Genomic DNA, 12,772 nt, shown 5'->3' with positions numbered 1-12,772 from the left:
AGATCCTCGGCTGGCGCACCCCCGCCGAGGTGTTCGACGAGCAGCTACGCTCGATCCAACAAACCGGTGTTGCAACGACAGGTTGAACCCAAGCAATATCTGTCCCTCCGCTACACCGACCGGCTCGCCGACGCCGGCGCGGTCAGCTCGGTTGGCTCGCGCGGGGACAGCCGTCGCCGACAACCTGCAGACCCTGTACCTGGATGGCGCGGTTGTCGGCGCGCTCACCCAGACCATCATCGGCACCGAGAACCGGTACACCACCACGATTGGCGGGATCGCCGGCTTGGTGGACGAGGTCGCCATCTACGACCGGCCGCTGACCGCGCACGAGGTGCAACGGCACTTTGCCGCCCGCGCCACCGCGCCGCACAAGCTCACCAAGGTCACCCTGCCGTCCGGGCGGGTCTGGGCGGCCAACGTGTACGAGCCGACCACGGACCGGCTCAAGAGCCACACCGACCGGCACGGCGGCACCTGGCAGATCAGCGACCAGGCGATCAACCGCAGCACCGGCCATGCCACCGTCACGGTGACCGACCCGAACAACGGCGTGATCACCACTGTCTACGACTCCTGGCGCGGCTACCGGCCGATCTCCTCCACCGACCAGGTGCAGAACGCCAAACCGGCGGGCGAAACCAAGAAGCCGACCACCTACAGCTACGACACCGGCGGCTACCTCAGCAAGGTCACCGATCCGAACGGCAACACCGCCGAGTTCACCAACGACAAACGCGGCAACCCGCTCACCCAGCGGACCTGCCGCGCGTCCGGCAACTGCCAGACCGTCCGCGCCGATTACTACGTCAACGGTAGCGACCAGTTCGACGCGCGCAACGACCGCGTGACTAAGGTCCGCGACGCCCGCTCGGCCAGCGCCACCGACAATACCTACCTCACCGCCTACGAGTACAACAGCTACGGCGAGCAGACCAAGCAGACCACCCCGGCCACCCCCGACTTCCCCAACGGCCGCTCGCTCATGCTCACCTACACCGACGGGACCGAGTCCGCCGTCGGCGGGGGCACCACGCCCGCCGGGCTGGTCGAGACGCACGTCGACGCCGAGCAGAACACCACCACGTTCGGCTACAACGCAGCCGGAGATCTGGCCGAACAGGCCGACCCGACTGGACTTGTCACGCAGTACGAGCACGACGCGCTCGGCCGGGTGATCGCAGAAACGCAGGTCTCCGACGCCCATCCCGGCGGAGTGAGGACCACCATCACCTACGACGCTGCGGGACGGCCCGCGACGCATACCGCGCCCGGTGTGAAGAACGAGATCACCGGTGTCACGCACACCGCGCAGACCAGTTACACCTACGACGAGGACGGCAGGACCCTCACCGCGACGATCAAGGACCTCACCGGCGGTGATGCGGAGCGGACGACCAGCTCCACCTATGACACTTACGGCCACCAGGAGACGGTCACCGATCCCGAAGGCGGTGTCGTCCGTACCACGTGGAACACGCGCGGCCTCCAGGACACCGTCACCGACCAGTTGGGCTCGGTGTTCGGGTACACCTACACCAAGCGCGGCGACCTGGCCAGCAAGACGCTGAAGAACTGGACCGGCAGCCCGGTCAACCCCCAGCCGGCCGCGGAGATGGTGCTGGAGCAGTACTCCTACGACGATGGTGGGCGCCTGTCCGCCAAGGTCGATGCGATGCTCCGCAAGACGTCCTACAAGTACTTCGGCGACAATCTGCTGTCACGGGTGATCGGTGAAAACGTCAAGCTCAACGCACCTGTCGAGCCCGCTAAGAACGTGGTGCTGGAGCAGAACACCTACGACGCTGCGGGCAATCTGACCCGCAAGGACAGCGGCGGCGTTCTCAACTCGGATGGCACCGTCTCCGGCATCGTCACCACGAGCAGTTCCGTCTACGATGCCGCCGGTCGGCTCACCTCCACTGCGCTCGATCCGAACGGGCTCAACCGCAAGACGGTCTTCGCCTACGACGCCAACGGTCGGATCGCGAAGAAAACCCGCACCGGGACGGGCAGCAGCCGCCAGGAGAGCACCAGCTACACCTTCAACGCCGCTGGCATCAATACCAGCCAGACAATCGAGAACGGCGACCAGGACATCACCATCACGCGGACGGTCGATGACCGCGGTCTGACTACCGCGATCACGGACCCTCGCGGTAACGCCGACGGCGCAACCGCTGCGGAGTTCACTACCACCTACACCTACGATGCGCTCGGCCAGCTCATCGAGACCAAGGCCCCCAGTGTGCAGGTAGACAAGGTGGGCGCGGAGCCAGCCGCCAGCCGGCCGACGATTCGGGCTGGCTACGACACCTTCGGCAACCAGACGCAAACCGTCGACGCCAACGGCAACACCGTCACCACGGCCTACGACAAGGCGGGCAGGGCGGTGAAGCTCACCATGCCCACCTACACCCCGCCCGGCGGCACGGCGGTCACCCCCAGCGTTACGCACGGCTATGACGCGACTGGTCGCCGCACCAGCGTCACTGACCCGCACGGCAACATCACCAGGACCGACTACGACGCGCTCGGCCGGCCTGTCCGCACGGTGGATCCCGGTCCGACCGGCCCGGGCGGCGTCTGGATCGCCGAGTACGACCTGGTCGGTGAGCAGTTGGCCAGTGTGGACCCGAACGGTGCCCGAACCGAGGCGACCTACGACGACCTTGGCCGTAAGGTCACCGAAACGGTGATCGAACGCAAGCCCAGCATCGCAGCCCACACGACGAAGCTCGCCTACAACGCTGCAGGCATGCTCACCTCGACGGTCGATCCGCGCGGCAACGCCACTACGTACGTGCCGAACGCGGCCGGTGAGGTCACCAGCACTACCGACCCCGCGCAGAACAAGACCACCGCGACCTATGACCTGGCCGGTCGCCCGCTACGTGTCACCGACGCCACGACCAACGCCACCGAGACCAGCTACGACCTGGCCGGTCGCCCGATCGAGGTCAAGGATCTCAACGGCTCCGGCACCGCCCTTCGCTCCACGACCTACGGCTACGACCTGGCCAGCAACCCGATCAGTCAGACCTCGGCCGAACAGCACATCACAAGCAGAGCTTCGATGCCCTGAACCGGCCTGTCAGTCTCATCGAGCCCGTCTCCGCGAGCGAGGAGATCGTCACCCGGTTCGGCTACGACGCCAGCGGCGCCCGCACCAAGCTGACCGACGGCCGTGGCAACACCACCTGGACCACCTACAACAGCCTCGGGCTGGTCGAAAAGGTCATCGAACCGGCCACCACCCAGCACCCCAACGAGGCTGACCGCACCTGGACCTACGCCTACGACAGGGCCGGTAACAACACTGCCATCCTCCAGCCCGGCGGCGTGCAGATCACCCGCGCCTACGACCACCTCAACCGCCTGAAGCAGGAGGACGGCGGCGGCGGCGCGGCCACCGCCCAGCGCACCTTCGGCTACGACCCGGCCGGACAACTCACCACCGCTGGCGACTACACCCTCGAATACAACGACCGCGGCCTGCTCACCAAGCTTGCTCAGCCCACCGGCCAGCCCACCACCATGGCCTACGACGAGGGTGGCAACCTTACCCAGCGCATCGACGCCGCTGGCACGGCCAACTTCACCTGGGACAACGCCAACCGCCTCGGTACCGCCACCGACCCGGTCACCGGCCGCACCCTCACCTACGGCTACGACAAGGCCAACCGCGTCACCAGCCTCACCGCCGCTAACCCAGCCAGCACCCAGACCATCGGCTACGACGACCTCGGCCGCGCCACCTCCCAGGTCCTAAAGAGCAGCACTGGCACCGAGCTGGCAAAGATCACCTACGGGTGGGACCTCGACGACAACCTCACCACCAAAACCACCACCGGCCTGGCTGGAGCCGGCACCAACACCTACACCTACGACCACGCCAACCGGCTCACCTCCTGGACCGCACCCGGCGGCGCCACCACCGCCTACGAGTGGGACGCCGCGGGCAACCGCACCAAAGCCGGCGACAAAACCTACACCTACGACGAACGCAACCGGCTGACCAGCGGTGACGACACCACCTACACCTACACGCCGCGTGGCACCCTCGCCACCCAGACCAAGAACGGCACCACCACCCAGCTCACCTTCGACGCCTTCGACCGGCTCATCGCCGACGGTGACAGCCTCTACGCCTACGACGCCTTCGACCGCGTCACCTCCCGCATCAGCGGCACCACCAAACAAACCCACCACTACTCCGGCCCCGGTAACGACCTGGCCGCCATCAGCGCCGGCGGCAGTGTCCAGGCCACATACGCCCGCGACCCCTTCGGCGCCCTCCTCGGCCTCCGCGAAGGCACCGACCCTGCAACCGCCACGCTGAGCGACTTTCACGGCGACCTCGTCGCCACGCACAGCGCTACCGCGATCACGAGCTCCACCGCCTACGACCCGTTCGGCGCGGTCACTGCTCAGACCGGCGCCAAGGGCAGCTTGGGCTACCAGGGCGAATACACCGACCCGGACACCGGCAAGGTCAACATGCACGCCCGCTGGTACCAACCAGGCACCGGCACCTTCACCAGCCGCGACACCGCGACCCTTGCGCCCAATCCGTCGGTGCAGGCCAACCGCTACACATACGCCAACGCCTCACCCCTCACCGGCACCGACCCCACCGGTCACTACACGGTCATTGGAAGCGGCGCCATAGCGGGCCCTGGCAATTCGTACACACCAGGAACCGACAACCAGACAGCCGCAGGCGTCTATGCCGAATACGGGATCCTCGCAGGAAGCAGCAGTGGCAACAGTGGAGGCACTTGCATCGGAAGCTGCTACGGCGGCGGCAGTGCCGTCGACGACACATGCGTCCGCATGGGCTTCTGCGGCATGCCGGTAGAGGTCATCGATCCGAACTGGCTGAACCAGGTTGAATGGAACCCAGGGTTCTCCGAAGAAGAAGCTCGTCGAGTAAACGTCGTCGCCGAAGGGTTGGGCGCCGGACGTGATACCCCGGACGACGATTTCTGGGCGAGTAACTCCGAAGCAGCCCAAGAAGCTCGGCGTATCTTCAGTGAAATCTATGACCCAATGGACCCGGATCAGGACGAGAAGTCTCTTTGGCAGGCGGCCAAGGATGCTGCTGGGGTTCAGGAGGAGGAGGCACTTTGGCAGGGAATCGTGAATACTTCTGCCGTCGGAGCCTGCCGATGCCACGCCGCCGCCATCCCTCTCCTTCTGCCGCTCGTCGCGATCAGCCTCGAGGGTCTAATTACTGCCGTGGTCGGCGCCACGATCGTGGTCGCAGCAGCGATTCTGGCGTATGAGTGCCACATAACCAAGTGCATTGCCGAAATGGCGTCCGGGAAAACTGTTACGGTGCCATTTCCGAAGAAGGATTCAGTCACGGCAAAGAAGCATGCAAACTCTAAATATATCGTCTACGAAATCAAAAGCCCGTATGGCGGCACCTATAAGTATGGGATCAGCCGGCAAGCCGGACTCACGAGAGCCAACCGTCAGGTCACCGGCTGCTCACGCTACTATAATTCCCTAGGAATCCCTGGCAGATGCTCAGTGGTGACGCTCCACAGGAATGTGACCGGATATTACGCCGCTCGGACGCTGGAGGCATCGCTCATTTGGGCATACGTTCTGAAATGGGGAGAATGTCCTGACGGTCAGTACGAGAGCTGCAGTTAGGCAGATAGGAAAAGGAGTGCTGCGGACTATGGAATAGCCAACTATCCAGTGCGGCTGCAGGAGAGAGACTTGAAGTAACCGCTCCTGCGGCCGCGCTGCGCTGCACCGTTTGAATTCTGTCCCAGAATTACATGTTTGATCGGCGCAAACGCGATGCCGGACCGCTCTCGTATACTTGACAGAACACGGCGATCTGTGTGCAATACAGGGAGGGTGTATCACGTATGCCATCGCTCAACGACAACGACCTCTGGACTCTCGCTCGAGACAAGAGAGTCAAGCAGCGCGTGATCGCGGCCCAGACCATCGACGCGCCCGAGGCCGTTCTCGCACATCTGGTAAATGATTCCTCTCCGGCCGTAAGACGTGTCCTCGCCGCTCGTGACGATCTTCGTACGCGAGCTACGTTGCAACTGCTTGCGCACGACTCGGACTTGAAGACTCGCCAAGCCCTGGTCGCTAATCCAGCCTGTCCTGCAGAAATACTCCTCAAGTTGGTGAATGATCCACACTGGTCAGTCCGGTGGTCACTGCCGTCCCACCCCGAGGTGAACTCGGTTGTCCGTCAAGCAATATGCCAATCATCGGATGACGACCTGCGGCGACTCCAGGCGGAGCAGGCAGATCTGGACCACGAAACGGCTCTAGTGCTGCTGTCCGACACCTCGGCCACGGTGCGTGCGGCCTTGGCGGCGCATACAACATATCCAGATATCCTGGGTGTGCTGCTGCAGGAGCAGAGCGAGGAAGTTCGAGCCGGGGCCGCTCAAAACAGGCTCACCACAAGCGAACAGCGGCATGTTCTTGCCCGCGACCGATCAGCCCTGGTCCGGGCAAATTTGCTCAAGTTTGTTGAACTCGAGGAAGAAGATCTCCGCTTGTTGGCGGTCGACCGCTCCGTCAATGTTCGATGGTGGCTCGCGACGTGGCCGGACACCCCGACATCCATCCTCCATATCCTGGCTCAGGATTCGAACGCCGAAGTAGCGAGCCAGGCAGTCGCGGCACTGCAAGCGCGCTGAACGCTTGGCAGATCAGGACCGGAATCCCTCTCGGTGTATTTGCGTTCGCTGTTGCGCTGCGATGTCACGGACTCGAATTGGTTGAGTGCCCCACATCCATCTACGCCTCGGCGCAGATCGTCTCGCTTTGCTGAGCCCTCTCGCTTGGTCCGCAATTAAAGATCAACTATTGGCTTGTAGTGCTCCGAGCGGTCGCGCATGCAAAGAGAAGAAGTGGGAGATCGAGTACTATGTCATAGTTGTCGAGTTCCTTGGGAACGGAAGGAGGCCAACAATGTATATGGAGTGCATATTCAGCGATTCTCGCTGGAATGGCGTTGTTCCTGGCCGGGCGACCTTTATCGGGTGCACCTCTCAGCCTGGACCCACGGGCCGAATCTGATGCGAATCCATTGAAATAAGGAGAGGTGCCCTCCGACCTGGGATGATGGGAGTTCTTCGCGCTTCCAGCAGCCAGCCCGAGAGGACACCTCGCACGTGCAAGTTTCTCATGCTGTCGGCAAGACTCATGCGATCTTCGATGATGAGCATGTGATCGCGTACGGCGGGCTGACCTGGGCGATGCGGCTGGCCGAGCGCTGCGCCCCGGGCGGGCTGGTCGGCGAGCACGTCGGAATCTCGGCTGCGGACGGGGTGAACGCGCCAGCAAGGTCACCTCGATCGTGGCCGGCATGATGTGCGGCGCCGATAGCATCGACGACTTGGACGCGCTGCGGCACGGCGGCATGGACAAACTCTTCGACGGCATCCGCGCACCGTCCACCCTTGGCTCCTTCCTGCGCGCTTTCATCTGGGACCGTCCGCCAGCTGGAGAAGACGGCCCGGCAACTGCTTGCCCGGCTGGCCGTTCACACGCCGCTGCTGCCCGGCGCGGACGTCCTGGCCTTCCTGGATATCGACTCCGTGCAGCGGCGCACCTACGGCTACGCCAAGCAGGGATCGGGGTTCGGCCACACCAAGATCGGTGGCAAGAGCGTCATGGTGTGCGGGCTGAACGTGCTGGTCGCCACGATCTCCACGCCGCTGGCCGCCCCGCTCATCTGCGGCACCCGGCTGCGCGGCGGCAAGGCCAACTCCGCCCGCGGCGCCGCCTCCTTCGTGCGCGAAAGCATCGGCACCGCCCGGCAGATCGGCGCCGGAGCCACCCTGGTGATGCGCGGCGACTCGGCTTTCTATAGCGCCGGCGTCATCGCGCCTGCCGCCAGGATGACGTGCGGTTCTCCGTCACCGCGAAGATGGACCCCAAGATCAAGGCAGCGATCGCGGTCATCGATGAGGCCGCATGGACGCCGATCAAGTACCCGAACGCCGTCTTCGACGACCAAGTGGGCGGGTGAATCTCCGATGCGGAGATCGCCGAGGTCGGCTACACCGCGTTCACCAGCAAGAAGAGCCAAGCCGTCACCGCCCGGCTGATCGTGCGCGGGGTTAAGCGGCTCAACGGCCAAGCCGGGCGCGGCCAGGACGAACTGTTCGCCACCTACCGCTACCATGCGATCTTCACCGACAGCCCCTACAGGCTGATGTAGGCCGAAGAACACCATCGTGATCACGCGATGATGGAGCAGGTCAACGCCGATTTGATCGACGGGCCGCTCGCGCATCTGCCTTCCGCGGTCTTCACCGCCAACGCCGCCTGGCTCACCTGCGCGGCCATCATGTACAACCTGCTATGCGCCTTCGGCTGCCTGGCCAGTGCCTTCCACGCCCGGGCGCGCGGTGCCACGCTGCGCCGTCAACTCATCACCGTGCCCGCCCGCCTCGCCGGCACGGCCGCGGCCACCTCACCATGCACCTGCGCGACATTGGCGCTGGCAACACGCGTGGATGACCGCCTTCGACACCGTCCACGACCCGCCGCCCGCCCAGCCGGCCTGACCTGGCCCGAATCCCTGGTCACCGCCCCTCAAGGCCGACGACCGCGACAGTCGCCACGCGCCTGCGGCGCACACCCCCGCCCCAACCCGCGTCACCCGGACAAGCCGTTACCCGGGTACGGCAAGCCTCCCATGCCCGAAAACATGGCCTCAACCTGTGGAAAACAGTCCTCGTGGAGGAATGGGACCCAAGAATGATCACAAGAATTCACGCCGTGGATCCAGGCTCAGAATGTCTACATCAGTAACGTCACCTTTATAGACTTCTAGGCCCCTTCAGGGCGCGGCGCGTGTGGGAAAATCCGACCGGGCCGCTCGCCGACGTCGGTGAATCATGGCGCAGCTGTGGCCGAATTGTAGCTTGATGCTGGGAGCCGTCTTGCGGGGCTGCGCGTTGTCGCCACGAGCACGAGGGGCCGATTCGCCTTCTTCCCCATGGCTCCTGCGGGCGGCCCGCCGAACCGAGGCCGCCGCCGTGAGGCACGTGGAAGTTGGTCGGAGGCGGCTTGACCACTGTTTGGACGGGTCTGCGGTCAAGCCGGGCGTGTCCTGGCCGCCATCTCTTCCGCCAAGCCCTTCTGTTGGATGTCGCTCAGGTCTGGCTTTACGATCCGGTCTCAGGCGCCCGATGCCTGGCAGCGCAAACCGGCTCATTTCGACTTCGCTGTCGGCCCGCCGATGTGCCGAAGAGCATGTGACGAGCACGAACTCAGCCGTCCGCGCCTCGCGGAAGGCGGCCGAGAATCGAGAAAGCGCAGGTCAGATAGGGTGTGGAGTGGTAGGGCGCCCGGGGCTCGAACCCGGAACCTACGGATTAAAAGTCCGCAGCTCTGCCAATTGAGCTAACGCCCCTCGCACCAGCAAGGGTACAGAGATTACCGCCCTGTCCGCGACGCCTCCATCACCGGTAAGCCGCCATCCCCGTGAGCGCCTCCCCCAGCACCAGCGTGTGGATCTCCTGCGTCCCCTCGTACGTCAGGACGCTCTCCAGGTTGTTCATGTGCCTGATCACAGGGTACTCCAGCGTGATCCCGTTCCCGCCCAAGATGGTGCGAGCCTGGCGGGCGATGTCCAGGGCGGCCCGCACGTTGGCCAGCTTGCCGAAGCTGATCTGCCGGGGCTCCAGCCGTCCCGCGTCCTTCAGCTCGCCGAGGTGCAGGGCCGTGAGGCCGGCCTGGGCCGTGCCGACGTACATCCAGGCGAGCTTCTCCTGCGTGAGCTGGTACGCGCCGATCGGCTTGTCGAACTGGACGCGGGTCTTGGCGTACTCGACGGCCGCCTCCAGGCAGGCGCGGGCGGCGCCGACGACGCCCCAGACGATGCCGAAGCGGGCCTCGGAGAGGCAGGAGAGGGGGCCGCGCAGGCCGGTGACGCCGGGGAGGGCGGCGGAGGCGGGCAGGCGGACGTCGTCGAAGTACAGGGAGGAGGTGACCGACGCCCTCAGGGAGAGCTTCTTGTGGATCTCAGGGGCGGAGAAGCCGGGGGTGGAGGTGGGGACGACGAAGCCGCGGATGCCGTCGTCGGTCTGCGCCCAGACGACGGCGACGTCGGCGATCGAGCCGTTGGTGATCCACATCTTGGAGCCGTTCAGGATCCAGTCGGAGCCGTCCTTCTTGGCGTACGTCCGCATGCCCGCGGGGTCCGAGCCGTGGTCGGGCTCGGTGAGGCCGAAGCAGCCGATGGCCTCGCCGGCGGCCATCCGGGGCAGCCATTCCGCCTTCTGCTCGTCGGAGCCGTACTTCCAGATGGGGAACATGGCCAGCGAGCCCTGCACGGACACGAAGGAGCGCAGGCCCGAATCGCCGGCCTCCAGCTCGCGGCAGGCCACCCCGTACGACACCGCGTCCGTGCCGGCGCAGCCGTACCCCTGCAGGTGCATCCCCAGCAGGCCGAGGGAGCCGAGCTCGGGCGCGAGCTCGCGGGCGGGGAAGACCGCCTGTTCGAACCAGTCCCCTACGTGGGGGAGGACGCGGTCGGCGACGAAGGACCTGACCGTGTCGCGGATGAGCCGCTGGTCAGGGTTGAGCTTGTCGTCCAGGCGCAGCAGGTCGTCCATGGCGGGTCCTCTCGTGCAAGGGGGACTACCAGGGTTCTACCAGGGGCAATCCTGATGTGCGAACACCGGGCCGCCGGGCAGTCTTGAGGCATGAGCGAATACAACGTCAAGAAGCTGCGTCGGACGCACAAGGGCCGGATCATCGCGGGTGTCTGCTCGGGTGTCGGCGCGTACGTGGGGATCGACGCCAACCTGGTCCGAATCGCGCTGGCGATTGCGACGCTGTTCGGCGGGGCCGGTGTCGCGCTGTACGCGATCGGCTGGCTCCTCATGCCGGACGAGGAGCACGAGACCTCGATCGTCCAGGACCTCATCAACAAGCAGCAGAACAAGGCCACCTCGACCGACTGGAGCGGCGAGCACAAGCCGCAGCAGTGATCAGGCGGTGGCCTCGGCACGCACCCGGGCGGTCTTGTCGCGGGACTCGGTCCAGACCAGGGCCAGCACGGCCGCGCTGATCACCCCGGCGATCCCCGCCAGCGCGACCACCGGCTCGGGGCCGAGTCTCTCCGCCGCGAACCCGCCTACCAGGATGCCGATGCCCTGGACGGCCATCAGCCCCGACTGCACGAGGCCGAACGCCTGCGCGCGACGTTCGGCCGGTACGTACTGGACGAAGGCGGCGTTGGCCGCGAGCTGGTACGCCCCGCCGATCCCCGACAGCACCCACGCCGCCAGCACCACGGCCAGCGGCGGGCGCACCGCGGTGACGATCAGGGGCGCGCAGCTCAGCATGGCCATCCACCCCATGAGCCGCAGCCGCCGCGGCGGCGAGACGAACCTGCTGAACAGGAACGCCCCCACGACCGTCCCGGCGGGCATGGCCGCCATCAGCAGCCCGGTGATCACGGGTACGGGCAGCGTGCCGTCGGCGAGCCTGGCCGCGTACGGGGCCGCGATGCCCTCGGGCAGGATGTAGAACCCGCACAGCCAGGCGAACAGCACCAGCGTGCGCAGCTTCGGCGAGCCGAACACGAGCCGGGCGCCGCTCGCGGTCATCGACCACATGGACGGCTTCGACGCGCCCGCGCCGGCGGGCCGACGGCGTACGCCCGAGGCCAGGATCAGCGCCGACCCCAGGAACGTGGCGGCGTCGAGGGCGAGCGCGCGGTACGGGCCCATGGTCGCGATGAGCGCTCCGCCGGTGGCGAAACCGAGCATCTGCACGGCCTGGTTGGTCATGTTCTGCAGCGCCGAGCCGATGACGTACGCGTCGCCTTCGAGCACCTCGGGCAGCAGCGCCGCCCGCGCGGCCGAGAACGGCGCGCTGAGCAGCACGACGAAGAAGACGAGCGCGCACAGCGCCCAGAACGGCACGCCCGGCACCGCCATCACGCCCACCAGCGCGGCCCGGAGCAGGTCGCAGGCCAGCATGACGCCCCTGCGCGCGAACCGGTCGGCCAGCCCGGCCAGCAGCGGCCCGCCGACGATGGAGGGCAGGTACGTCAGCGCGTACACCGCGGCCGTGGCCAGCGGCGAGCCCGTGCGGTCGTAGACGAGCACGGCGAGCGCCACCTGGGCGAGCTGGTCGCCGAGGAGCGACAGGCCCTGGCCGTACCAGAGTGCCCGGAACTCCTTGACGGCGATGACTTCCCGATATGTGACTTGTCGTGCTTCTCCGGCACGGCGATGCCGTCCCGGCGGCCGTCGCGCCCGCATGGCCCCCACTGGACTCCGCTGTGCCTGACTCAGGGTGCTCGCTATGTGACCTAAGGTGCCCGACCGGTGGGGCTGACCGCAACCGAAAGCAGCCAACCCAAAGCAAAGGGTTACCAGCCCAATTCGTGAAGTCGGGCGTCGTCGATGCCGAAGTGATGCCCGACCTCATGCACGACCGTGATGCGGACCTCGTCGATCACGTCTTCCTCGGTATCGCAAATTTCGCATATGGGATTGCGGTAGATCTCGATCCGGTCGGGCAGAACTGCTGAGTACCAGTCGCCACGTTCGGTGAGGGGGACACCGGTGTACAGGCCGAGCAGGTGGGGCTCCGGCGGGTCATCGACGACTGTGACGACGACATTACTCATGGCACGCGTGAGGTCCGGCGGAATCGTGTCCAAAGCCTCGGCCACGAGCTCCTCGAACTTCTCCCGCGAAACCTCGATCACACCTGCCATTCTGCCTCGCCCGACAGGTAAGCAAGAAACCGT

Annotated in this window: 7 protein-coding genes, 1 tRNA gene and 1 pseudogene; 5 read left to right on the top strand and 4 right to left on the bottom strand. The window is 65.8% G+C overall.

Annotated features, from left to right (window positions below):
- Positions 1-151 precede the first annotated feature (151 nt).
- The 4 genes and pseudogenes from AB0I79_RS55770 (at position 152) to AB0I79_RS55755 (ending at position 8,564) form a co-directional block, all read left to right on the top strand.
- Entirely contained in the window at positions 152-3,085 is a 2,934-nt protein-coding gene (locus AB0I79_RS55770) for a hypothetical protein (RefSeq protein ID WP_357892855.1), read from the top strand.
- A 257-nt stretch (positions 3,086-3,342) separates the two neighbouring features.
- Complete coding sequence (locus AB0I79_RS55765) at positions 3,343-5,664, top strand: RHS repeat-associated core domain-containing protein (protein ID WP_357892853.1); 2,322 nt, start codon at positions 3,343-3,345, stop codon at positions 5,662-5,664.
- A gap of 224 nt (positions 5,665-5,888) precedes the next feature.
- Positions 5,889-6,686: a hypothetical protein gene (locus tag AB0I79_RS55760; protein WP_357892851.1), complete on the top strand. Its 798-nt coding sequence runs from the start codon at positions 5,889-5,891 to the stop codon at positions 6,684-6,686.
- Positions 6,687-7,163: 477 nt separating this feature from the next.
- Positions 7,164-8,564 (top strand): annotated as a pseudogene (locus AB0I79_RS55755) (IS1380 family transposase).
- A gap of 775 nt (positions 8,565-9,339) precedes the next feature.
- Here the strand turns inward: AB0I79_RS55755 and AB0I79_RS55750 are convergent.
- Both AB0I79_RS55750 and AB0I79_RS55745 read right to left on the bottom strand, forming a co-directional pair.
- Positions 9,340-9,415, bottom strand: a tRNA-Lys gene (locus AB0I79_RS55750).
- A gap of 49 nt (positions 9,416-9,464) precedes the next feature.
- Positions 9,465-10,619, bottom strand: coding sequence for an acyl-CoA dehydrogenase family protein (locus AB0I79_RS55745; protein ID WP_357892849.1), 1,155 nt, complete (start codon positions 10,617-10,619; stop codon positions 9,465-9,467).
- A gap of 90 nt (positions 10,620-10,709) precedes the next feature.
- Between AB0I79_RS55745 and AB0I79_RS55740 the strand changes: the two genes are divergently transcribed.
- Complete coding sequence (locus AB0I79_RS55740) at positions 10,710-10,997, top strand: PspC domain-containing protein (RefSeq protein WP_357892847.1); 288 nt, start codon at positions 10,710-10,712, stop codon at positions 10,995-10,997.
- Here the strand turns inward: AB0I79_RS55740 and AB0I79_RS55735 are convergent, their stop codons facing one another.
- Together AB0I79_RS55735 and AB0I79_RS55730 are read right to left on the bottom strand one after the other, a co-directional pair.
- On the bottom strand, positions 10,998-12,278 hold the full coding sequence (locus AB0I79_RS55735) for an MFS transporter (protein WP_357892845.1): 1,281 nt from the start codon (positions 12,276-12,278) through the stop codon (positions 10,998-11,000). It lies immediately after the preceding gene.
- A gap of 110 nt (positions 12,279-12,388) precedes the next feature.
- The gene (locus tag AB0I79_RS55730) at positions 12,389-12,730 is read right to left on the bottom strand and encodes a metallopeptidase family protein (protein WP_148441259.1); all 342 of its coding nucleotides are present in this window, start codon (positions 12,728-12,730) and stop codon (positions 12,389-12,391) included.
- Between the last annotated feature and the right edge of the window lie 42 nt (positions 12,731-12,772).

The sequence above is a fragment of the Nonomuraea sp. NPDC050202 genome, from assembly GCF_040656115.1.
Classification (GTDB): Bacteria; Actinomycetota; Actinomycetes; order Streptosporangiales; family Streptosporangiaceae; genus Nonomuraea.
The sequence above is the reverse complement of the archived record's forward strand: the minus strand, read 5'-3'. Positions and strand labels throughout refer to the sequence as shown.

Excerpts from the sequence above, each read along its gene's own strand:
- AB0I79_RS55740 (WP_357892847.1), top strand. The coding sequence starts at position 10,710 with ATGAGCGAATACAACGTCAAGAAGCTGCGTCGGACGCACAAGGGCCGG.
- AB0I79_RS55745 (WP_357892849.1), bottom strand. The coding sequence starts at position 10,619 with ATGGACGACCTGCTGCGCCTGGACGACAAGCTCAACCCTGACCAGCGG.
- AB0I79_RS55735 (WP_357892845.1), bottom strand. The coding sequence starts at position 12,278 with ATGCGGGCGCGACGGCCGCCGGGACGGCATCGCCGTGCCGGAGAAGCA.
- AB0I79_RS55760 (WP_357892851.1), top strand. The coding sequence starts at position 5,889 with ATGCCATCGCTCAACGACAACGACCTCTGGACTCTCGCTCGAGACAAG.